This is a genomic window from Rhodococcus sp. IEGM 1379, assembly GCF_030056815.1.
GTDB lineage: Bacteria > Actinomycetota > Actinomycetes > Mycobacteriales > Mycobacteriaceae > Rhodococcus_F.
Map to the genome: position 1 here is coordinate 1 of NZ_JASHKR010000032.1, position 22,267 is coordinate 22,267.

25 protein-coding genes and 1 pseudogene are annotated in these 22,267 nt (G+C 61.2%); 10 read left to right on the top strand and 16 right to left on the bottom strand.

The features are described 5' to 3' along the window. Together QM600_RS17445 and QM600_RS17450 are read left to right on the top strand one after the other, a co-directional pair. Window positions 1–270, top strand: a 270-nt coding sequence (locus QM600_RS17445; protein ID WP_283262747.1) for a PaaI family thioesterase, incomplete at its 5' end; no start/stop codon positions are given. After that, the gene (locus QM600_RS17450) at window positions 267–1,271 is read left to right on the top strand and encodes a tocopherol cyclase family protein (protein WP_283262748.1); all 1,005 of its coding nucleotides are present in this window, start codon (window positions 267–269) and stop codon (window positions 1,269–1,271) included. The genes QM600_RS17445 and QM600_RS17450, both read left to right, overlap by 4 nt. Window positions 1,272–1,287: 16 nt before the next feature. Here QM600_RS17450 and QM600_RS17455 read toward each other — a convergent pair whose 3' ends face one another. Continuing rightward, a complete protein-coding gene (locus QM600_RS17455) occupies window positions 1,288–1,728 on the bottom strand; it encodes a hypothetical protein (RefSeq protein WP_283262749.1) in 441 nt (146 codons plus the stop codon). A 64-nt stretch (window positions 1,729–1,792) separates the two neighbouring features. Continuing rightward, window positions 1,793–2,689: a LysR family transcriptional regulator gene (locus QM600_RS17460; RefSeq protein ID WP_283262750.1), complete on the bottom strand. Its 897-nt coding sequence runs from the start codon at window positions 2,687–2,689 to the stop codon at window positions 1,793–1,795. Between the two features lie 70 nt (window positions 2,690–2,759). Here QM600_RS17460 and QM600_RS17465 point away from each other — a divergent pair, with 70 nt between their 5' ends. Beyond that, window positions 2,760–3,104, top strand: coding sequence for a YybH family protein (locus QM600_RS17465; protein WP_283262751.1), 345 nt, complete (start codon window positions 2,760–2,762; stop codon window positions 3,102–3,104). Between the two features lie 11 nt (window positions 3,105–3,115). Here the strand turns inward: QM600_RS17465 and QM600_RS17470 are convergent, their stop codons facing one another. Beyond that, the gene (locus QM600_RS17470) at window positions 3,116–4,378 is read right to left on the bottom strand and encodes an ROK family protein (protein ID WP_283262752.1); all 1,263 of its coding nucleotides are present in this window, start codon (window positions 4,376–4,378) and stop codon (window positions 3,116–3,118) included. A 321-nt stretch (window positions 4,379–4,699) separates the two neighbouring features. On the opposite strand from QM600_RS17470, the gene QM600_RS17475 reads away from it, so the two are divergent. Together QM600_RS17475 and QM600_RS17480 are read left to right on the top strand one after the other, a co-directional pair. Continuing rightward, the gene (locus tag QM600_RS17475; protein WP_283262753.1) at window positions 4,700–7,021 is read left to right on the top strand and encodes an arylsulfatase; all 2,322 of its coding nucleotides are present in this window, start codon (window positions 4,700–4,702) and stop codon (window positions 7,019–7,021) included. A 15-nt stretch (window positions 7,022–7,036) separates the two neighbouring features. Further along, on the top strand, window positions 7,037–7,786 hold the full coding sequence (locus QM600_RS17480; protein ID WP_094271706.1) for an SDR family NAD(P)-dependent oxidoreductase: 750 nt from the start codon (window positions 7,037–7,039) through the stop codon (window positions 7,784–7,786). Here the strand turns inward: QM600_RS17480 and QM600_RS17485 are convergent. The 6 genes from QM600_RS17485 to QM600_RS17510 all read right to left on the bottom strand — a co-directional run bounded on the left by QM600_RS17485 (window position 7,776) and on the right by QM600_RS17510 (window position 13,453). Next, entirely contained in the window at window positions 7,776–8,528 is a 753-nt protein-coding gene (locus QM600_RS17485; RefSeq protein ID WP_283262754.1) for an ESX secretion-associated protein EspG, read from the bottom strand. The two genes, QM600_RS17480 and QM600_RS17485, sit on opposite strands and share 11 nt — an antisense overlap. Then, entirely contained in the window at window positions 8,525–9,916 is a 1,392-nt protein-coding gene (locus QM600_RS17490) for a hypothetical protein (protein ID WP_283262755.1), read from the bottom strand. The genes QM600_RS17485 and QM600_RS17490 overlap by 4 nt, the downstream gene beginning before the upstream one ends. 141 nt (window positions 9,917–10,057) lie before the next feature. Then, window positions 10,058–10,435 carry a hypothetical protein gene (locus QM600_RS17495; RefSeq protein ID WP_283262756.1) on the bottom strand — a complete coding sequence of 126 codons (378 nt, stop codon included), beginning with the start codon at window positions 10,433–10,435 and terminating at the stop codon, window positions 10,058–10,060. 27 nt (window positions 10,436–10,462) lie between these two features. Further along, window positions 10,463–10,960 carry a DUF3558 domain-containing protein gene (locus tag QM600_RS17500; RefSeq protein ID WP_283262757.1) on the bottom strand — a complete coding sequence of 166 codons (498 nt, stop codon included), beginning with the start codon at window positions 10,958–10,960 and terminating at the stop codon, window positions 10,463–10,465. A gap of 162 nt (window positions 10,961–11,122) precedes the next feature. Then, complete coding sequence (locus tag QM600_RS17505) at window positions 11,123–12,328, bottom strand: L,D-transpeptidase (RefSeq protein ID WP_283262758.1); 1,206 nt, start codon at window positions 12,326–12,328, stop codon at window positions 11,123–11,125. Window positions 12,329–12,361: 33 nt separating this feature from the next. Next, entirely contained in the window at window positions 12,362–13,453 is a 1,092-nt protein-coding gene (locus tag QM600_RS17510) for a UDP-N-acetylmuramate dehydrogenase (RefSeq protein ID WP_283262759.1), read from the bottom strand. A gap of 26 nt (window positions 13,454–13,479) precedes the next feature. On the opposite strand from QM600_RS17510, the gene QM600_RS17515 reads away from it, so the two are divergent. The 3 genes from QM600_RS17515 to QM600_RS17525 are packed head-to-tail and all read left to right on the top strand — an operon-like array spanning window position 13,480 to window position 15,333. Next, window positions 13,480–13,977 carry a DUF2505 domain-containing protein gene (locus QM600_RS17515; RefSeq protein ID WP_283262760.1) on the top strand — a complete coding sequence of 166 codons (498 nt, stop codon included), beginning with the start codon at window positions 13,480–13,482 and terminating at the stop codon, window positions 13,975–13,977. 60 nt (window positions 13,978–14,037) lie between these two features. Next, window positions 14,038–14,538 (top strand): DUF2505 domain-containing protein, encoded by a 501-nt coding sequence (locus QM600_RS17520; protein WP_283262761.1) that lies wholly within the window; start codon window positions 14,038–14,040, stop codon window positions 14,536–14,538. 6 nt (window positions 14,539–14,544) lie between these two features. Next, window positions 14,545–15,333, top strand: coding sequence for a class I SAM-dependent methyltransferase (locus QM600_RS17525; protein WP_283262763.1), 789 nt, complete (start codon window positions 14,545–14,547; stop codon window positions 15,331–15,333). A 68-nt stretch (window positions 15,334–15,401) separates the two neighbouring features. Here the strand turns inward: QM600_RS17525 and QM600_RS17530 are convergent, their stop codons facing one another. Continuing rightward, window positions 15,402–15,746, bottom strand: a complete 345-nt coding sequence (locus QM600_RS17530; protein ID WP_349307275.1) for an Ig-like domain-containing protein — start codon at window positions 15,744–15,746, stop codon at window positions 15,402–15,404. A 403-nt stretch (window positions 15,747–16,149) separates the two neighbouring features. Further along, window positions 16,150–16,734, bottom strand: coding sequence for a type IV toxin-antitoxin system AbiEi family antitoxin domain-containing protein (locus tag QM600_RS17535; RefSeq protein WP_283262765.1), 585 nt, complete (start codon window positions 16,732–16,734; stop codon window positions 16,150–16,152). Window positions 16,735–16,861: 127 nt separating this feature from the next. Between QM600_RS17535 and QM600_RS17540 the strand changes: the two genes are divergently transcribed. Beyond that, window positions 16,862–17,629, top strand: a complete 768-nt coding sequence (locus QM600_RS17540) for an LmeA family phospholipid-binding protein (RefSeq protein WP_283262766.1) — start codon at window positions 16,862–16,864, stop codon at window positions 17,627–17,629. Here the strand turns inward: QM600_RS17540 and deoC are convergent. Then, complete coding sequence (gene deoC, locus QM600_RS17545) at window positions 17,626–18,291, bottom strand: deoxyribose-phosphate aldolase (protein WP_283262768.1); 666 nt, start codon at window positions 18,289–18,291, stop codon at window positions 17,626–17,628. The two genes, QM600_RS17540 and deoC, sit on opposite strands and share 4 nt — an antisense overlap. Before the next feature lie 64 nt (window positions 18,292–18,355). Between deoC and purU the strand changes: the two genes are divergently transcribed. After that, window positions 18,356–19,243 carry a formyltetrahydrofolate deformylase gene (gene purU, locus QM600_RS17550; RefSeq protein ID WP_283262769.1) on the top strand — a complete coding sequence of 296 codons (888 nt, stop codon included), beginning with the start codon at window positions 18,356–18,358 and terminating at the stop codon, window positions 19,241–19,243. Here the strand turns inward: purU and QM600_RS17555 are convergent. The 4 genes and pseudogenes from QM600_RS17555 to QM600_RS17570 form a co-directional block, all read right to left on the bottom strand. Beyond that, window positions 19,240–20,271: an alpha/beta fold hydrolase gene (locus QM600_RS17555; RefSeq protein WP_283262770.1), complete on the bottom strand. Its 1,032-nt coding sequence runs from the start codon at window positions 20,269–20,271 to the stop codon at window positions 19,240–19,242. The two genes, purU and QM600_RS17555, sit on opposite strands and share 4 nt — an antisense overlap. Before the next feature lie 49 nt (window positions 20,272–20,320). Next, window positions 20,321–21,256 carry an AurF N-oxygenase family protein gene (locus tag QM600_RS17560; RefSeq protein ID WP_283262771.1) on the bottom strand — a complete coding sequence of 312 codons (936 nt, stop codon included), beginning with the start codon at window positions 21,254–21,256 and terminating at the stop codon, window positions 20,321–20,323. A gap of 106 nt (window positions 21,257–21,362) precedes the next feature. Then, entirely contained in the window at window positions 21,363–21,656 is a 294-nt protein-coding gene (locus tag QM600_RS17565) for a DUF2516 family protein (protein ID WP_283262772.1), read from the bottom strand. Window positions 21,657–21,751: 95 nt separating this feature from the next. Beyond that, a pseudogene (locus tag QM600_RS17570) lies at window positions 21,752–22,267 on the bottom strand (heparin-binding hemagglutinin); the annotation flags it as partial.

Consider the following 22,267-nt stretch of genomic DNA (forward strand, 5'->3'; position numbering starts at 1 on the left):
GGCAACGGAATGCACGGCGGCGCCTTGATGACGCTGGCAGACAGCGTCGGCGCCGTCTGTGCATTCCTGAACTTGCCAGCCGGTGCCAGTACGTCCACGACCAGTTCTTCGACCGTCTTCACCCGTGGCGTCCGTAAGGGCACTGTCACCGCGACCGCCCGGCCACTCCATGCGGGCCGCAGCACCATTGCCGTGGTGACGGAACTTCGTGACGACGAGGGACGCCTGGTCGCCCAGGTCACCGCATCACAGGCTGTGATGGGGCCGTGAACATTCCCGGGTACCGATCCTCCGGCGCCACCGTGCCGTACGGCAATCTCCTTGCTTCACATGACGTTGCGATGGAGGGCTATTTCTGGCGTTTCACGCTGCCCGAGAGCAACCGCGTCGTAATCGCACTGGCCGGAATCAATCGGGCCTCCGACGGCCACTGGTCGACGCTCGGCGTCGGAGCGCATCCCGGCGGATTCCTGTGCGCAGTCGAGCATCCCAGCGGAGAAGCAGATTCCGACACGCTGGGCGCTTACGCGGACAACGCTTTTCGCGGCAGCGCAGATCATGTCCAAGCAGACTTCGGGAACGCGCAGCTGGATGTGCGGATCACCGAGCCGCGATTCTGGCCCCGTCGACGCTTCGGTGGTTCGAGCTACTTCCAGTCCGTTCCCGCTCTCAATCAGTATTGGCACCCGTGGCTTCTCGGTGGCCGCGCCGAGGGCAGCGCCGTCTTGGACGGTCAAGTGTGGGATCTCACCGGAGCGCAGGTGTATGGCGAGAAAAATTGGGGCAAAGGCGGTTTCCCCGAATCCTGGTGGTGGGGTCAAGCCCAGGGATTCGCCGATCCCACCGCCTGTGTCGCCTTCGCCGGAGGGCAGATCAGCGCCGGACCATTCCATACCGAAGTCACAGCAGTTGTCGTCGCGCTACCCGACGGGACTGTGTTCCGACTCGGCAACCCGGTCACGTCACCGGTCGATGCCGTTGTCTCCGACGACCGCTGGTCACTGCGTGGGCACAATCGCATCTGGAGTGTCGAGATCGAAGGCAGCGCTCCCCTGTCGGCCGCCCATATCCTTCCGGTTCCACTGCCCGCGGAACGCCGCAATATTCCCGGAGCCCTCGAGCATCTCGGCGGAACCATGACGGTGACGGTGCGTAAGTACGGCGCCCTGGTCTGGACCGATACGTCACACCTCGCTGCCTTGGAGCACGGCGGTCTGGAACGGGCCCAGGCCGAAGTCACTCGGCGGGAGCAACTCGCGCCAGATCGATGAGCACTCACGGACGAAATTACGAACCGAACATCGTGATGAACGAAGGCATACTTGCCGACAGGTTCGCAGTGGGCAATGCGTCATTGGGTACGACGTGCGGGTTGGCCGACGGCGTCGCCGTGCCGGCCACAGTCACGTAATGCTTTTCCTGCGCAAAGGATCTACAGCTCCAGCCGATCGAGTAGTTTCCAGCCGGAACGTCAGCCATCGTCACCTTCACGGTGCTCTCCGGAGCGATTCGAACATTGTCCGTCTGGAAGTAGACAACGCCATTTCCGTACGCCGTACAGCTAGTGACATCTCGAGCAGTGTTCGTGAATGTGAAGGTAACGGTGTTGTTGCGCGGCGATGCAGCGTCGAGTTGATTAGTCCCGCTCGCGCTTGCGGATCCAATACCCGCGGACAATGCGATCCCCAGCGAAAGTGCCCCGACAACCATTTTGTTCACAGTTCGCATCACATATGCTCCTCTTCGATTTCGAGCCACAGACCGGGCCCCGATTCGAGTATGAAACGTCACATCACCGTTGTCTGTCCTCTGTTTGCCGGACAGGTTCGGCAGCGTCTCGCGCCAGATTGATAAGCGCCGACGCCGCAGGGTTCTTACCGCCGACAACGCACCACACCAACTCCAGTCGCGAGCGCGCTTCGGGCTCGAGATCTATTCGATGCAATTGCCCCACCGCAGATTCGGGAAGCACTGCCAATCCCAGACCTTGTGCGGCAAGTGAGACGATGATCCCCAAATTGCTCGCTTCGAGTGAAACAGTTGGTGTCACACCAACTGCGTCGCAGGCAGCATCGAGGCACGTTCTGATCCCAGTCCCCTTCGGCAGGCAAATCACCGGCCGGGTTTCGAGTTCCGTAAATGACAGGCTGGATGACTGTGCAAGTTCATGATTCGCGGCAACACCGGCCACCAGTCGTTCATCCGTGATCACGCGGGACTCGAGACCTTCGGGTAGATCTCCGGCTATGCCGATCACTGCGATGTCGAAGGTTCCGTCCAACACACCGGCCAGAAGGTTGCGCGAATCATCTTCCGACAGAGAGATATCCAAGCCCGGATATTTCTGGTGCAGCCGACTCAACAGGTCTGTCAGATCAGTCGAGGCGCATGCAGTCACCATTCCGACAGAAACCGATCCCCGAACCAACCCGGTCAAGGCGTCCACGACGTCGCGGGCGCTTTGAACAGAAGCGAGGGCGGCGAGGGCATGAGGCAGCACCGCACGTCCTGCCTCGGTCATGGATACGGTCCGACCGCTGCGGTCGAGTAGTTCCTGGCCGAGTTCACGCTCCAACCGCTTGATCTGCGCACTCACGCCTGGTTGAGCCACGTGCAATCTCTCGGCTGCGCGCGTGAAGTTCGCTTCCTCGACCACCGTGACGAAGTACTCGAGCTGCCTCAGTTCCATAACAAATAATTCTAGCTACCAGACAAACTAGATCTTGGACTTATCGCTGCGCGCCCAGCACGATGGAGAGATGACCACGACAGCAAAGACCCCCGAAGCCCTTGCCCGCCTGTTTGTCGAGTACGCCAACGCCGGCGACGCGGACGCCGTGGCCGGACTCTACGAGGAAGACGCGGTACTAGCCTTCCCACCGGGTTCCCGCACAATCGGACGTACCGCCATCCGCGAAGTGATCTCGCAGATGCTTACAGCTGCACCGGTATTCACCGTCGAGGAGTCGCTACCGACGGTCATCAGCGGAGACCTCGCACTCACTTCCACAAAACCTGCCGACGGCACCGGCGGACGCACTCAGGTGGCGCGCCGCCAGTCCGACGGAACCTGGTTGCGGGTCCTCGATCGACCGGAACTCTGAACCTAGCCTGCTCAGATAACCGCCGCCCGACGCATAGCCGCCGCCGGATCTGCGAACAGTGAACTCAACGACACCACCGTCGACGCATATTCCTGGACCCGATTACCGAAACCGGTGATGCGAATATCCTTGCGCTCCAATGACGATGCGGACGAAAATGCTTCGGCGACGTACGGCGCTCCGGCCGCGTAATCGGTAAAGGCCTGGCCGCCCAGGATCACACGATCCGGATTGAACAGGTCACGCAGGAGTGCCACGGTTCGTCCGAGCACTCGGGCGCGTTCGACCAATAACTCATGCGCTGGAACCGAACCGGCTGATGCTGCCGCGTACACGTCCGCGATGGTAACCCGTTCACTGCCCTGGATAACCACACCCCTCGAAAGTGCCTCGGTGACAACGGCTCGATCGCTGATAGTGGCTTCCAAGCAGCCCACCGAACCGCAGATGCACTGAGCAGACGAACCCGTCGGGAGGTGGGCTATCGAACCGGGCCCGCTGGACGGTGTGTGTACGCGTCCTTCGAAAGTGATAGCAATTCCTGTTGTTTCGCGCGCATAGAAGTACAGGGCAGTGGTGCCGGCGGCGGGAACCTCGGCGCGGTCGGCGCTCAGCAGCAACTCTGATGCAGCCATGGCCTCGACATGCGCGGCAACAGAAACCGGTAGGCCCAAGCCCGCGCCGATGACCGAGCCGACCTTCGCACCCTTCCACCCCAGCCGGGGGTGATCGACCACTCCGGTGGCGGAGTCAACTCGGCCACCGATCGCGACTCCCACGGCGAGCGGCCGACGCTTGTGCCACCGCGAGGCGAACGACTTTGCCGATCGAGCGATAGTGGCAAGTGCAACAGAAGAATTGGTGGTCGGAGTGGGGATTTCAACGGCACCGAGCACCCGGCCACGAATGTCACTCGCGATGATGCTGGTGACCGCAGCACCGATATGGATCCCGATGGTCAGATACGGCTCGTGGTTCACCTCGAAGGGAACCTTGGGACGTCCGATCGCGCCCGCAGTCGTCAAGTCGGCACGTTCCCGAACCACTCCAAGTTCGAGCAGACTGGTGACCTGCCGATTGACTGTCGCAATGCTCAACCCCGAGGCCTTGGTCGCGATGTCCCGTGAGATCGGCCCGCGGAGTCGAGCAATACGCAGGACCGTTGCCGCAGGACCGTCGGCTATGCGCAGTTCAGGCGCAACAACCTGAGGCCGGGGTCCGGAAAGAATGGTTCGTGGTCGAAGGTGAACGGCGGAAAGTGTGGGGGTCGACATGGCTGTCCCTTGCAGAAGGCGGAAGTTAGCGCACATCTCAGGCCGTCAACAACCAGCATTTATGCTGATAGAAGGAAAATGACGGACAAAAAGGCGCAGAAATTAGCTGCAGAAAGAACGGCGGCAACAACACAGTTCGCGTGCCAGCGGCAGACGCGACCCCAACGCAGCGGTCACATAGGTGACCCGCAAAGCGGCAGGCTGGTCGGTCGACATAGGTCCAAAAATAGCAGCTTCCTCTGTTTTCACAAACCGGGTGCGCTAGCGATCACAGTGACTGCAACTCTGGCCGGGCTGAATCAAGCGTGTTTGAGTGCATCCATGACCGGCAGAGATTCCACTCCCCCACCACATTCACGCGGCTACGAAGGGTTCGGCGGCCGGGTAGGCCGAACCGCGGTCGACTCCACACCGTCCTGGCCGCACACACCGACACTTCATCCGAAGTCCCCCAACATCGTTGTCATCTTGATCGACGACATGGGTTACAGCGATATCGGCCCCTTCGGATCGGAGATCGAAACCCCCACCCTGGACCGGCTTGCAGCACAAGGAGTTCGGCTCACCAACTATCACACGACACCTTTGTGCTCCCCTTCTCGCGCGGCATTGTTGACCGGAATCAATCCGCACCGAGCGGGATATGGATTTGTTGCCAATGCGGATCCCGGGTATCCGGGCCTACGACTCGAACTGGGCGACGACATCCTGACCCTTCCCGAGATTCTCCGCGAATCCGGCTATGCGACTTACGCTGTCGGGAAGTGGCACCTGGTACGCGATGCCAACCTCGCGCCCGGCCGCAGCCGCGATTCCTGGCCGACGCAGCGCGGATTCGACCGCTACTACGGATCACTGGAAGGCCTCAACTCGTTCTACCACCCCAACCAGCTGATCTCCGACAACTCCGTAGTCGATGTCGATGAATACCCCGAGAACTACTACCTCACAGACGATCTGACCGACAAGGCTGTCAGCTACATCAAAGACCTCCGAGCGCACGACGCCGAGAAACCGTTCTTCCTCTATTTCGCTCACGTCGCCATGCACGGACCGTTGCAGGCCAAGCCCGAAGACCAGGCCAAGTACCGTGGCCGCTACAACGAGGGCTGGGACCGAATTCGACAGTCCCGCTTTGCCGCTCAACTCGCGGCCGGGCTCTTCCCCGAAGGAACCAAGCAAGCGCCGCGCAATTCCGAACCCGGTTTCGATGTGCCCGAATGGGATTCACTGACATCCGAGCAACAGTCACGATTCGCCCGCTACATGGAGGTCTATGCCGGGATGGTGGATTCGGTAGACCAGAGCGTCGGCCGCATCGTCGAAACCCTCGAAGAACTCGGCGAATTGGATAACACCATCATCGTCTTCACCTCCGACAACGGCGGCACCGCCGAGGGTGGGTCCGACGGAACTCGAAGCTACTTCGCACAATTCGCTCACGTCCAAGATCCCGACTGGGTCGGCGACGTCCCCCACGACGAGTCGTTGATCGGTGGCCCTCAATTGGGCGTCCACTATCCGCGCGGGTGGGGCCAGACATCCAACACCCCGTTCCGGTTCTACAAGGGCCAGTCGTTTGCCGGGGGCGTCCGAGTGCCCTTTGTTTTGTCCTGGCCGGCCGGACTCGACACACCTTCCGACGACAACGGCATTCGGAATCAGTTCGCCTACGTCACCGACCTTGCCCCGACCCTCCTCGACCTCGCCGGAATCGAGGTGCCGAGCGTGCGTAACGGATTGCCTGCCAAAGAGTTCGACGGCGTCTCCGCCGCTGACATTCTGCGGTCACCCGTCGCAGCGAGTACGCACACCGAGCAGTACACCGAAATGACCGGCAGCCGTGGGCATTACAAGGATGGCTGGAAACTTCTGGCGCTCGCTCCCGAAAACATCGACGAGCCGAACTGGCAGCTTTTCGACGTCACCGCCGACCCTACCGAGCTCGCGGACCTCGCCGCGCGGTTCCCCGGCAAGGTCCGCGAACTCTCCGACGCCTGGGACAACTCGGCCTGGGCCAACACCGTCTTTCCGTTGTTGGGCAACGGCGTCGGAGCTGTCCGCAGACCGGAAGAGTCCGCACTCTCGCATCCGGTACGAATCCTGGCGGGCACACCGACCCTCGAACGCTATCGCTCGTCCCGCCTCATCAGCTTCCGCAACTTCGACATCACCGTCGAACTCGACGGATATCAAGACGGCGACGCCGGAGTCCTGGTCGCTCACGGCGATCCGCAGGGTGGATACATCCTGTATGTGGAAGACGGCCACCTACATCTCGGCTACAACGCGTTCGGCGCCTACCGGATCGCCGACACCGGCCCGCTCGCCGTAGGAAGCACCCGTATCGACGTCGCGGTGACCGTCGCACCGCGATTGCGCTGGAATCTCGCCGTGAGCGTCGACGGTATCTTTGCCGGTCAACTGAGAGAGCAGGTACAACTTGTCGGTATGGCTCCGTGGACCGGAATCTCGGTTGGTGTCGATGCACGCGGCCCGGTGTCCTGGGACCTGCGGACCCGCCGTGGCGCCTTCCGATACAGCGGCGCACTACGGGCCGTCACCTACACCCCCGGTGCCGTCCGGGTTCCGGCTCGTCACATCGAATCCATCGAACGAGAGGCAGAGTATGCGTCCGACTAGCTCTACGATTGCGTCATGACCCTTTCTTCCGATGCCCGTGTCGCTGTTGTCACCGGAGCTAGTTCCGGAATCGGCGAGGCCACTGCCCGCACGCTCGCTGCTGCGGGATTTCATGTCGTGATCGGGGCTCGTCGCCTCGATCGTCTGGAAAAGATCGCCGAAGAGATCGGCGGTACCGCCCTCGAACTCGACGTCACCGACGAGGATTCCGTCGACGCTTTTGCCGCGGTCCTGCCGAGGGTGGACGTCCTGGTCAACAATGCGGGCGGCGCCAAGGGACTCGCAACGGTCATGGACGCAGATCTCGACGACTGGCGCTGGATGTGGGAAACAAACGTGCTGGGCACACTGCGCGTCACAAAGGCATTGCTGCCCAAGCTGATCGAATCCGGCGACGGACTGATAGTCACCATCACGTCGATCGCTGCGCTGGAGGCGTATGACAACGGTTCGGGATACACCACCGCGAAGCACGCTCAGGCAGTACTGCACCGGACCTTGCGCGGCGAACTACTGGGCAAGCCGGTTCGTTTGACCGAGATTGCTCCCGGCGCCGTCGAGACCGAGTTCTCCCTGGTCCGGTTCGAAGGCGACCAGGAGAAAGCCGACAAGGTGTACGAAGGCATCACGCCGCTGCTCGCGCAGGACATCGCCGACATCATCGGGTTTGTCGCGGCGCGTCCGTCACACGTGAACTTGGATCAGATTGTGGTTCGGCCCCGCGATCAGGCGGGTGCCGGACGCTTCCACCGCACTACCACCTAGCCGGCACGACTCTCCTCGCCACCTCAGCGATGCCGCTCGATATCTGCTCCACAATGTCGGCGCCCGAAGCTGCTCGGGCACTGATCGTTTCACCGTTTTCCACGATGTATCTGCCGTCCGCGGCGTAGTCACACCAGTGAAAAGCAATCCCGTCGTCGGTGGGACGAGCATCGACAGCAATCCCAGGATAGGTAGCAATTTCGCCGACCGACGTTCTCGGGCGGCCGAAGAATCGCTTCAGTTCTTCGGCCACCCGTGGATCACCCGCACTATTCATTATCCGGTGGCCGGGAAGGTTGCTCGGTTGTCTCACCGAGATCCAACGCCCGGTTCCCGCAGCGCACTGAGGGAGTGCGCCCACGATCATCCGTGGCAGTTCGGACGCCCGCCCCACAGACAACGTCACGTCCGAACCGATATCGATCTGCCGACCCGGCAATTGAACTGCCAGCACTCCGATGCCGCCGACTACAACGCCATGAGCTCGCGTCACATCCTGCCCGGTCAGTCCGCACACCTCCACTCGCACATTCGGTTCCACAAGAGCTTCGAGAGCTCGGTGCAAACGCTCGTCCAACACGGCGATGAGACGTTCACTTGCATGTTGTCGCTGCTGCGTAAGATCCGTCATTGTCTCTGCGTGTGGATGAAACCTCAGTGGATGCGGAAGCCTGTCTCGACCCACCGCGTCCCAGAGCAGTTGAAACTCGAGTCCACTGAATTGCCACTGCGACAGACTCATTGGCCGAGAACCGACGGTGTGACCATGGGCAGATCGCCGATCAACGTGTTTCCGTTGTCGAGGTTGATCAAGTAGCCGGGTGTCTGGTGGGTGTCATCGTCATCTTTGCCTTGACCTCGCCCAGCGGCCATTCCGCCCATGCCGCCCATTGCCGGACTCCGTCCGTTGGCGTTGCTGCCCCCGCTACCGCCAACTCCACCGCCCCCGCTTCCGTTGCTGCCCAGTCCGCCGACTGCGACGCGTCCGCCTCCCGCAAGAGCGCCCCCACCGCCTCCGGATCCGAGAGCACCACCACCGGCGCCCCACCCGGAACCGCCCGGTGAACCTGACCCTGCGCCGGCCGGTGGAGATGCCCCGACGCCCGCACCGAAGGCGTTCGAATGTGGCGTACCGCTAATGCCCGCTGGATTTGCGCCGGCGAGCAGGTTCGGACTGCCGGCAGACGCTGCTGTTGTCCCGGCTGGACCATCCGGATTCACGGCACCCGCGCGATCAGTGTCCCCAGAATTTCCACCGACATTCGAATCATCTTGCGGTGCACCTTCAAATGCGTCTCCACCCGCAGCTGCCCGACCACCGGCGAGCGCTCCATCCGAATATCTCTGCGCCGCAGCATCTTGTCCCGACCCGCCATCTCCCTGCCCCGACCCACCCGGTTCGCGGAAGTCTCCGTTTTCGGCCTTTCCGGTAGGTAGCGAATACGCATTCGCTCCCCCACCCGAGCCGCCGGATCCGCTACCCGGATATCCGCCGACTCCTCCGTCTCCGGTGATCGGATTGAACGCCGCCGGGAGAATCGGCACTTGGTCGTCGGCTCGCCTCATATTCGGCAGGTAAACGTCCTTCATCACCTGCCTGGCTCGCCGTTCTGCTTCCTCGGCTTCGTGCTGCGCTTGATTCCGCGTTGCACCGGGGATTGCACTGATCAACCCCTCGAACCAGCTGGCTCCATCGGGTTCAGGTATCGACCGTTTGACCTCGTCGAGGGCGATTCGAGCTTCGCTGACCTTGTTGGAAATCAACTGAACCCGCGTTTTCAGTTGATTTCCGTTGTCGGAATACGCAAGAACCGCCGCCAAGGCCGCCGAGCCGCCCTTGCCTTGCCAGCCATCACCGATCGCCGTGCTGATCGCGTGTTGAAACTGGTTGACCCCATTCGCAGTTCGGTCTGCAATAACAGTCCACGACTGCCCGATAGCGTCCAGAGTTGCCGGGTCCATTCGGCCGACCCGCTCAAATATCTCAGCGTGGGACATCGCATCGAACGGATCATCCTCGATGATCGCGTGCTCGCTGTATTCCAAGGTAGAAACCTGAGGCGTCAAGGCGTCACGTACACGCCAGGCCTCATCGCGTTCGTCTTGCCCGAACTTCGCTGCCTCAGTCACTTCGGGCGTGAACCGCTCACTATCGTCTGTCGCTGATTGCAGCGTTGCAGTAGTCGATACAAACGAATTCGCCGCCCCCACAACAAGGTTCTGGAATGCCTCAGTGATATTTAGAAACCCCACGACAATCCCCGTTTTCGCCTATTTGTCCGTACCGGCTATAGAATGCGCATTTTCCGCATCCTGAAGTTCGTACGATTTGATCGAATTTTCGGATACCGTCTTCATCAACGTGACAACGTCGATGTGACTCTCCATGACACTCGTGAGCGAATCAGTATCACCAATTGCCTTGTTGTTGAACTTGTCTCGAAGATCTTTGCCGGATTGCAGATCGCCAAAGGCATCCTCAGTTGTGAGTGTATGGGCGCTGCGACGTATCGCCATCAACTCATCGAGAAGCACCGTGCAGGCCGCAGAGCAATCTTTTGCGACCTGACGATCAACGATCAAGACACCGGAAGCAGAATCTTGCACAAACCCGTTCCACAGCGTGGATGCTTCACTTTCTTCAGACACAAAAGTCCTTTCTGTCGATCGAAGTGATCAGCGTGGGAGATAAGGTTCGATGAACGGCGCCCGGGACCGCACCGAAGCACAGGCATCAATGTCATAGTCAAGGCCGTAGTCCACCAGCACGGTCATCATGACGATTCCTTGCGGCACGGCGAGCACCACACCGCACGTAAGCGATTCATTTGCTAGTCCGGAGCGAAACGTAAAAGCGTCACGGCCGTTCAAGGTGAAGTTTTCGATATCCCTGACATCAGGCTTTAGCCAGAACTCGTCAATGGTGTGGTCGGTGGAGAATGCGGTCAGGTAGAAATCGCCGCCGTCCCACGAGCACGTCTCCCACCCCGGTTGTTGCACTCCCTCGACATCTTTCGACTCATCCGCCGGATCCACCCCCGCAGCACGCAGTGCTTCGTCGGGGACCGCGGCACACGGATCGAACAAACCGGCCTGCCCCGCAGCGCGAGTGGGGGTGCCTTCCACCGAAGCGGAACAGCCGGAGAGACAGGCAGCAAACACTGCGACTGCCACACACCTGAATGTACGAAAGCGCTTCACCCCACCCCCAGATTCCGTCGGCATCTACCTTCAGTAGACGCACGGAAGACTGCGACGGTTCCGTCAGGGCTGAATTAGACGGTTCCGTCAGGGCTGAATTAGACGGTTCCGTCCGGGCAGAATTAGATGCACGCTTCAGGCGAGCGCGGACATCGACTTCCAGGTGGGGAGATCGATCGCCCAGTCGTAAATATCGCCATCGGCTGCGGAAAGTTCGATCGACGTCCCGGTCACCTCGACGGGATCGCCGTACAGGGCGGTTCCGAAGTACTCCTGGGCGTCGGACATCGAGAGGTTGATGCAGCCGTTGGTGACGTTCGACGAGCCCTGAACTCCGGTTGTTTCGGGGTTCGCGTGGATGAACTCACCGTTGTTGGAGATACGGACTGCCCAGCGTTCGCGGACGTTCTCGTAGAACGGCGGGTTGGACATGAGAAAGTCTTCGTACTTCTCGGTGACCATGTGGATGCCACTGCGCGTGACGTTTCGGGGTTCGTTTCCCTCGCCGTAACTGACCGGAATATCCATGATGGTCTGGCCGTCGCGTACCACCTGCATGCGATGGCTGGGCGCGTTGGCCTTCACGATCTGGCTTCGACCGATAGTGAAGTCGAGTGTGAGGTCTTGGTCTCCGTAGGCGCCGCCGCCGTAGTTCAATCCGTAGAGCTTGGCGTCGAGATGCACGGTTGTTCCGGGTACCCAGTAGGTGGCCGGACGCCAATGCGCCCGCGATCCGCCGTTGTCGTCGGGCAGCCAGGCCCACGAACCGGGAGTGGGCGGAACAGTGGTGACGACCAGAGCCTTCTCCACTGCCGCTTTGTCGACAACGGTGTCGTCGAACTGCAAGGTGATGGGTGCGGCGATGCCGACTTCCTGGCCGTCGGCGATGTTGAGCGTGCCACCAGTCCGGGAAGCTGGGGTGAGCGTCGTGAAACTGCCGTCGACCCGAACGGTTTTTCCGTCGGTGCCCGTTGCCGAGCCCGACCACGAATACGTCGCCCCGTAGCCGAGAGCCTCGCTGACGGTGAACGACGTCTTGTCCGGGGACAGTTGCCCTGCGACGGGTTTGCCCGCCGAGGAACTCAGCGACACCTCGTCCAGAGTCCCTCCGGTGACTGCAACCGATACCGGCGCGATCGGGCTGACATCTTGGGTGCCGACGGCGGGTGTCGACGTAACGTGCGCGACCGGAGGTTTTTCAGTCGGTTCGGCACTATCGGCATTGCCGGCAGTTGCGGCTCCGCCGATAGTGCAGCCCGCGATGCCCAGCATTGCGACAAGCAAGAGCGCTACCAAGGCAGCGAGACGCGGACGGTTTCTCCTACTACCTGGCTGATGCACCTCAACAGGCTACATTCGCTTTTCCGGCTCAGCTCAGATCCGGCAACCCACGGTTACCGGTTCCGGCTCCAGAAGCACGCCGAATGCAGCCTCGACTCCGTCCCGGACAGTTCGGGCGAGAAAAACGATGTCAGCGCACTTCGCATGGCCCCGGTTGGTCAGGGCCAGGGTGTGACGCGTCGACAATCGAGCGGGCGCATCCTCCCCCGGATATCCCTTCGAGAATCCGGCGCGCTCGATCAGCCAACCTGCCGACAACTTGGTTCCTCCGACGCCCGGATACTGCGGAACTGCCACGTCCCCGAGTTTGCTGCTGATCGCTGCCAGCACCTGCGGAAGTTGATCGTCGGCGACAACCGGATTGGTGAAGAAGGAACCCGCACTCCACGTGTCGTGATCGTAGGCGTCGAGAACCATCGCCTTACCCGAACGCAAGCCCAGAACAGCTGCACGGACCAGGGACGCAGGCACACGGTCACCTTCTTGCGCATCCAGAGCGGTGAACAGTTCGCGGTACGCCAACGGCGCACTCAGCCCGTCCGGGGTCGTATCGAATTCGACGGCCAGGACCAGCGCGGCTTCCGAATGTTTCAGGACACTCGAGCGGTAGCCCAGTTGAAGTGCAGCGGGTTCGACCCAGGACACCTCACCGCTGCGACGATCGAGCAACTGGACCCGACGCAACTGCGATCCGACCTCGACGCCGTAAGCGCCGACATTCTGCACCGGCGTCGCCCCCGTCGAACCGGGGATTCCGGACAGAGCCTCGAGGCCACCCAATTCTGCGGCTACGGATTGACCGACAACCTCGTCCCACACCGCACCTGCCTCGGCAGTCACGCGGTCGGTGTCGAGAGTCACCGTGGTGTTCGCCACACGGACCACGACGCCGTCGAATCCGTCGTCGGAAATCACCAGATTCGAGCCGCCCGCCAAGATCAGCGAAGGCACCCGCTCACGATCGAGCAGACGCACGACGTCGACCAGCGAATCCGTCGTCGGGCATTCCGCCAGCAGCCTCGCAGGTCCGCCGACTCGAAGCGTCGTCAATCCCGACAGGTCAATGTTCTCGGACACGAAAGCGCCGGAATCTGCGACGCGTTGGCCAATGGTTACGTCCCACACATCGGTAAACGGTAGCCTCCACAATCGTGAGCCGTCGCATCGAGCATTCATCGAAGTACACCGTCCCTGCCGCAAAGGTCCATGAGGCGGTGACGTCCGAGCAGTACTGGCGTGACCGTATCGCCGCTGTCGGAGGCCCCGGCGCAACCATCGACGAACTGACTGTCCGGGACGAAACCGTCGCCGTGACCATGTCTCAGGTCATTCCCGCCGAGCACTTGCCGTCCATGGTTTCCAACTTCATCAAGGGTGACGTCGTCATCAAGCGCAGCGAGACCCTCGCCCCGCTCAACGGAGACATCGCGACGGGAACCTTCTCGGCGCACATCGACGGCGTTCCCGTACGCGTCGAGGGCACTCAGGTGCTTACCGGTGACGCCACCGGTTGCACGTTGACCGCCGACGGTGAGGTCGAGGTCAAGATCCCGATCATCGGCGGCAAGATCGAAAGCGCGATCGTCGAAGAAATTCTCCGTCTGATCGAGGGCGAGCAGAACTTCACACGGGAGTGGATCACCAAATAGCAGGTTGCGGGCGGGGTACGTTTTTTCTGTAACAGCAGGTAGCCGGTATCGTTTTCGATCATGGCTCGCCGCATCGACTACTCCGCCCGCTACCAGCACTCCCCGGAACAGGTCTACGAAGCACTGACCGACCGCGGATACTGGGACGCTCGGGTCGAGGAGATGCGCAAGCATTCCGAAAATCGTGTGGACCATTTCGAGGTCACCGATTCCGGGATCGATCTCGTCCTGCACCATGTCCTGCCCCGCGCAGATCTGCCTGATCTCGCGCAGACCGTGATGCGAAACGATCTCGTCATCACTCGCCGAGAGTCGTACGGCGTGTTCGGTGAGATCGTCACCGGAACGTACGAGGCGTCCATTCCCGCCGGGCCGGGAAGCCTCACCGGAACCATGGAGCTGTTCGGCACCGACACCGGCTGCACGTTGCGGACGTCCTCGGAAGCCAAGGTGTACATCCCGTTTCTCGGCGGCAAGTTGGAAGAGCTGATGCTCAGCAATCTCGTCGATCTGTTCCGTACGGAAGCTCAGGTCACCGCGACCTGGCTCGCCGCCCGCTGACCCGCGGTGAAGACTGCTCCACCCCCGAAACTCGAGGGTGTCATCACACGTGGAACAACCGGCATCAACCGTCTGCGCCGCAGCGACCGCTGGATCGTGCACAACACATCCGTGGGCCGTGCGCTGCGGCATGCTGCAGATCCACTGATCGTCGACCTCGGCTACGGCGCCCGCCCAGACACGACATTCGAGATGGCGGACCGCCTTACCGCGGTACGACGCGACCGCCGCGTGATCGGCCTCGAAATCGATCCGGCCCGTGTAGTGACCGGCCGCGACGGGGTCAGCTTCGCACGAGGCGGATTCGAATTGGCCGGTCTGTCACCGGTTTTTGTCCGCGCCTTCAACGTGTTGCGCCAATACCCGGAAGACGCAGTGGAATCGGCGTGGTCGCACATTCAATCCGGCCTGGCGCCCGGTGGCCTGATCCTCGACGGGACGTGCGACGAACTCGGGCGTCGTTGCGCCTGGGTACTTCTCGACGCTCATCGACCACTCACCCTGACCTTGGCGTGGGATCCTTTCGACATCGAGAAGCCCTCCGACATTGCAGAACGCTTGCCCAAGGCCCTTATTCACCGCAATGTACCGGGCGAGCCGATCCACGCACTCCTCACCGCCGCTGATCGGGCGTGGGCGACAGCTGCCCCCCACGCGTCATTCGGCCCACGCCATCGATGGGCCGCGGCGCTGGAAATTCTTCGGGCGCAGGGCATTCCGGTCCAGCCGGCCCGTCGACGCCTCCGAGACTGCATCTTGACGGTGCCCTGGCATGTAGTGGCACCCAACTCCTGACAGATAGGCACAGCGCCCCGCCTCCGGAGAATTTCCGGAAGCGGGGGCGTTGTCAGTACTGCTTCGGACTAGGAACCGAAGATGTTGCCGAGACTGCCGAGCGAGCCGGTCGAGCTGCCGGTGCCTCCGCCGTTAGCTGCCGGGACAACCTGGACGGAGATCGACTCGTTGGAGGCTGCAACGTTTCCGTTGCCGGAGAATTCAGCCGTGACTGTGCGCTGTCCCGCTACCGTGGGGGTCCAGTTCAGACTTGCATTGCCGTTGGCGTCAACTTTTGCCGTACCGATGACCGTGTCGCCGTCCTTGAACGTGACATTGCCACCGGCGTTGCCGGGATTGATCTGAGCCGAAATGGACTGTGCAACACCAACCTGGCCGTCATCTGCCGAAACGCTTGTCTTCGAATCGGTGATGTCCGCCGGCTTTTCTGCAACGACGACGGTCGAACTGGTGCTGGGGGGCTTGACTCCACCGCGCTGGTGCGCTTGAACACGGTTGTCACAGTGACCGTGTCACCGACAACCGGTGTCACATTGTCAATAGTGCGAGTGAAGTCATAGTCGTAACCGCTCCACTTCGAGTCACCCGGAGTCGCACTCGCAACACCCATACCAACCACCGCAAACCCGGCAGCAACTGCAAAGGCACTCACACCACTGACAACACGACGTACAGAACTAGCTGACATAAAACGACGTTCCCTCTCGACAACACACAAATGGACGTCCATTTTTCCGATTTGTAGATATTGCCCCATGCCTGACCCATCCTGATCGTGAAGCATTTTGATCGCTGAGCGAACGAAATCCTTCAGGATCAGAGCGACCGATTGGCTACCAGCGCCAACTCGACCCTCACGGCAACGTCGATGGCCGCGTTCTCGCAGGACAGATAGAGCTCACGGGCATCCAGGCGACCAATGGCAACACCGTCCGAGACCACCTCGTCGAGCAACTCTTGAGAAATCCCACCCGCAGCGAGATCGAGAACTGTGCGCACGGGTGTCGTAATACGAATGGGTCCAATCTGCTCGCACTCGGATTCGGCGAGAACGCACCGGTGCAGCGCCAATTGCCGAGCCGGAACCGAGATTGGCACTTGCGTCGAGAAATGGAGGAATCTCGGCTGCAAATGGCTAAGTCCATGGAGTTCTGCCGCGCTGTAATGCGAGACAGTTGCCCGGCCGGCAAACCAGGTACACCACTTTGCGAAATCATCGAGTGCTGTACGCCTGACCGAATCCAAGCGGAAGAGGCCCGGGCAATCCGAGATCCAAGCACCTGATCTCAGCAGAGAATTCACGTCGCCCGCGGTTAGCCCCAAGGCCGATGCCTGATCTGTCGCGACAAATCCGCATTGCCGCAGCGCTAACCGTTCGAGTGCTTCGTAATCGGGAGCCATGACTACCTCCGAAGACCGTCGACGACGCTTCCCGCCAGACTACGTCAGCCTGTGTTCCGGATCACAGCATTGAACAAATACGTGTATTCACAGAGTTCATTCAGACTCGTCGGGAAGAATCCCTGAGATGACTGTCGCAGCGAACAACGCACCCCCGCGCAATCGTGTGCTCATCGTCCTGCTCGTCGTGATCGCTGTGCTCGTGGCGGCGCTCGTCGGCGGCGAACTGTACGTACGCAACCAAGTCAAGACTTGTATGGCAGACCAGTTTCAGAGCGAACTCGGCTCTCAGGTCGACGTCGGGCTGAGCTGGAAGCCGGTACTGCTTCAGGCAGTCGACAAGAAGGTCCCGTACATCACCATCGACAGCGACGATTCGTCGTTCGGGCCGGCATCCGGAATGCAGGTCCACGCCAAGGTCAACAACATCGATCTACAGCCCTCAGCCGGCAACAGCGGGACAATCGGTAGTTCCAGCGCAGATGTCACGTGGTCGTCCGCCGGCATCCTGAGCACGTTGCAGCAGCAGGCTTTCGGCGGCCTGGTCACCGGCGTAACGACGGATTCTGCGGCCGGAACCTTGTCCTTCGACGTCGGCCCGGCCGGTCTCGCCAAGCTGACGGTCAAGCCGACGGTCACCAACGGCGTTGTCGACGTCCAAACCGTGGGCGCCGAGATTCTGGGTTTCGGGCTTCCCACCGATCTGGTCGACGGTGTTGTCCAGACATTGACCGACAGCTTGCAGACCTACCCGCTGGGAATGCAGCCCACCAAGCTCACCGTCACTGACAGTGCGATCCAGATTTCACTGGAGGGCGGCGCCTACGCAATGCCCGTCGCCGATGGAACGCAGAATGCGTCGGCCGCCCCCGACAGCTGTGGAATCCTGACTTAGTCGGGCAAGCCTTCCAGCACAGCGCGGGTTCCCGACAGTCCGAGGCGGGTGGCTCCGGCAGCGATCATGTCGAGTGCTGCCTGCGTCGTACGGATTCCGCCGCTGGCTTTGACTCCCACGGCGGGTCCGACAGTCTTGGCCATCAACGCCACTGCTTCCACAGTTGCGCCTCCCGCGGGGTGGAAGCCGGTGGAAGTTTTTACAAAGTTTGCACCCGCATGCACTGCGGCACGGCAGCATTCGACAATCGCTTCATCGGACAATGCTGCGGTTTCGAGAATCACCTTCAGCACGGCAGTCTCGCCCATGGCTTCGCGCACGGTCAGAATATCGGCCAGCACCGCGTTGTAGTCGCCGGCGATTGCCGCGCCGATGTCGATGACCATGTCGATTTCGCGAGCACCTTGATCAACAGCCAAACGAGCTTCGGCGCCCTTCACCAATGAATGATGTTTGCCGGACGGAAATCCCACCACAGCGGCGGTCACCAAGCCTTCGGCGCGGATCGGCAGCATCGACGGCGAAACACACACCGCGAGCACTCCCAGTTCCTGTGCCTCGGCGATCAGGGCGTTCACGTCGGAAGCTGTGGCTTCGGGTTTGAGCAGGGTGTGGTCGACCATCGCGGCAACCTGGGAACGAGTGAGCGCAGCTTGAGCCATGAAAGAAAGCTTGGCACATGACCACGCGTCGAGCGCCACCGCGACACCTGAGAGACTATGCCTCATGACCGCTGCCTCGTTGACAGATGATCGACGCTACGTTCTCTCCCTCGGCTGCCCCGATACGACGGGCATCGTCGCGCGCATCTCGACCTTCCTCACCGAGGTGGGTGGGTGGATCGTCGAAGCCGCGTATCACGCTGACGCAGACACCGGATGGTTCTTCACACGTCAGGCGGTTCGTGCGTCGTCGATCAACATCAGCATCGAAGAACTGCGTGAGCGTTTCGCCGCTGTTGCAGCCGAGATCGGCCCCGAAACCGAGTGGACGCTGCACGATTCGGAAGCACCCAAGAAGATCGTGCTCCTGGTGAGCAAGGAAGGCCATTGCCTCCACGATCTGCTCGGTCGCGCTGCGGGCGGAGAACTTCCCGCTGAAATCAGCGCGGTCATCGGCAACCACGAGGACCTGCGTAGCGTCACCGAACGCCACGGAATCGACTTCCACTACGTACCGTTTCCCAAGGATCCGGCTGACCGTGGACCGGCATTCGAGCAGGTTCGCAGTCTTGTCGACGCCCATGATCCCGATGCCGTTGTCCTGGCCCGCTTCATGCAGGTACTGCCGGAGTCACTGTGTGAGCACTGGGCCGGCCGCGCAATCAACATTCATCACAGCTTCTTGCCGTCGTTCATCGGTGCGCGGCCGTACCACCAGGCGTTTGCCCGGGGTGTGAAGTTGATCGGCGCTACCTGCCACTACGTGACCGCAGAACTGGATGCCGGTCCGATCATCGAGCAGGACGTGATCCGGGTGGACCATGCCGACGTCGCCGCCGACATGGTCCGACAGGGTCGCGATATCGAAAAGCTGGTTCTCTCACGCGGTTTGCGGTGGCACCTCGAGGATCGTGTGTTGGTACACGGCCGCAAGACCGTTGTCTTCAGTTAGAGATTGCGCAAACGCACTATCTCCCGGTCAAATTCGTCGATGCTCTCGATGGACGACATGTGCCCGACGCCCGGCAACACGATCAACTGTTCGAGGTTGCCGGCGTCTTCGAGAACCTGAGCGAGCTTGCGCGCGTGGACAGGTGGGGTGAGTCGGTCCAGTGATCCGACGAGCACGGTGGTCGGTACATCGAGGTTGTCGAGACCCTCGTGAATGTCGAGGCCGCTGAGCGCCGCTCCCCAGCCGCCGCGGATGCGGGGCTTGCATTCACGAACGATGTTCTCGCAGAACGCAACTTCGGCCTTGGTGGCGTTGGGCGACATCGAGACGTACTGGATCGCCTTGGTCATGGCGCCCGACGACATCAGTGGCATCGGCGAGCTGAGAATGGCACGGCCTACCGGAACCGGTACCCGCGGAAAGCGATTCGGCAGCGGAATGATGGTGGTTTCGGCAATCAGACGATCACTTGCCGTGCTGGCAAGCATGACGGCCGAAGCATATTTCTTGACTTCGTCAGGATGCTTGCCGGCCCACGCGATGATGCTCATGCCTCCCATGCTGTGCCCGACGATGACGGCCTTCTTGTCTTCGCGGACGGTGGCTGACAAGACTGCGGAGAGGTCGTCGGCAAGTACATCGGGCCCCAACGGAAGGGTGCCCACGGTGCTGCGTCCGTGACCGCGCTGATCGTAGGTGATGACGCGGTACTCACCGGCGAGTGCATTGACCTGCGGGTACCAGAATTCGGTGGAGCAAGTCCAGCCGTGGCTCAAAACTATCGGGTCACCGTCGGCGGGGCCGTACTCGCGAATGTTGATGATCGCACCGTCGCCGGTGGTCAGTTCGCTGATATCAGCCTTGAACGTCGGGGTCTGCAGGAGCGCATTGGGTTCGACGTCGGCGACAAGCGTCAGTCCCCGGGTGGAACGCCGATGGCGAATAGCGGCAACTGCCGCTACAGCGGCACCCACTCCGACTGCTCCGGCCAATACCCGGAGGGCGGTGGTACGCGAACTGCTGGACATGCATTTACCCCTGACTGCTTCTTGAAGAGTTAGATACGGATGTTGCGTGTCAGATGATGTGCGCGCGGCGCAACAAGATCTTGGACGGGCCGCCAATGAGGCCGACCTCAGTGAGAAATTCGACCGTATTCCCGCATCCTCGACGCACCATGTCGTGGTAGTGAACATTGTTCTTTGCGGCTTTTGCAGCCGCGTCGGCGTCGAGTCCGGCTGCGGCGTAAACGTTTTTGTTCACGAGGCTGGTGACCACGAAGTACGCCGTGATGGCGAGCACGAGGCGGATACGTGTTCTCTGGAACCGTGTGGCGTGAGCTACGCGTCGGACGGTTTCTTCGCGTGCAAATCTGATGTGTCGGGCTTCTTCGACTACGTGGATTTTGCTGACGGTTCGGGTGAGTGGCTGAACTCGCTTGTCTCGCATGAAGTCGCGTTGCATCATGTCGAGGATTTCTTCGGCGAAGAGTGTTCCGCCGTACGCCAATGATCCTGTGGCCGTTGCTTTGAAGGGTCGTGCTGCGGTGCGGATCCAGGCCTTGGGCCGGTAGGACGGGACACCGAATTTTGCAGCTGAACGGGCGAACATCGTGGAGTGGCGGCATTCGTCGGCAATTTCGGTGAGCGCGAATTGCACGTGTGCCGTTGACGGATCGTGGAAGTAGATGTCGCGGATCAGCATCTGCATGAGGATCATCTCGAACCAGATGCCGGTGCCGGCGATGCTCGCTGCTTCATGGATTGTAAGGGTGATGCGTTGTTGCTGCGTCATCTCGTCCCACATCGGCGTGCCGTAGAGGCTGCACCATTCGGGTGTCATTCCGTAGAGATCGTCCGAGATAGGAGCTTCCCAGTCGATTTCGATCAGCGGGTCATAAGATGTGCGGGCTGCCGAGGCGAGAAGCCGCGACGCGGTTTCCTGGCGGTCACCGGCTCGGGCGAGTCGGGATCCCCGCTGTCCAGATTCACGGTGTTCCTGTTCAACAGACATCGCAGTTCACTCCCCACGAAGGCTGGCAATCTATGTGTGACTGCCGTTAACCCACAGTAGCACCGCATACACCGCCGCGGTCAGGGTCGAACGAAGAAAAAGTGCGCTACCAGCGCGGACGCCGCTGGATGTCATCCACGCGGGGACGAACGTCAACGAGGTACACGCACACTGCGACTACCGCGATGATGCCCAGCATCTGCACCGGACCGAACGCCAGCAGAACCAACCCCGACACAACAAGAATACCCAGCCAGATCGGCTTGGTCAGCTTGTTGACCGCGGTAAATGCGTCCGGACGCTGCCGAACGGCATGCACGATCGCGAAGACGGCACCGGCTAACGCCAGCACCCTCAGTACGAGAAAGATCAGGCCGATAATGCCATCCACAGCTATCACAACTACATCCTAGTTTCAGTTCCGCACGTCTACGACCAGAAGGCTCCCACGCCCGAGAGCGCAGGAGCCTTCACGCTGACCAACTCAGCTGAAAATCAAGGCTTCTTGGTCGGTGCAGCAGCCTTGGCCGGTGCAGCCTTGGTCGGGGCAGCAGCTTTGGCCGGAGCAGCCTTAGCCGGAGCAGCCTTGGCCGGTGCTGCAGCCGGAGCAGCAGCGGCAGCCGGAGCAGCCTTCTTGGCGGCAGCGGTAGCGCGTTCCTGAACGTCGGCCGCAGCAGCGGTTACGCGGGCAGCAGCTTCCTTGGAAGCCTCGTCTGCCTGCTCACCGAGGTCGAGAACCTTGAGTGCAGCTTCGTCGCCGGCGTCGGCAATCTTCTCGCCGACCTCTTCTGCGGTGTCGGAGATGCGTCCGGCGGTGCGGCCGGCCAGCTTGGCAGCCTGCTCGCCCACTGCGCGGGTCTGACGCGCAACGGTGCCGAGTGCATCTTCGGTCAGTTCGACAACGTCACCGAGTGCGGATTCTGCAGCGGCGATGCCTTCTTCGACGGCCGGCTGCTTGCGGATGCGCTCGACTGCATCTTCGCCACGCTCAGCGAGGGAGTTGTACAGATC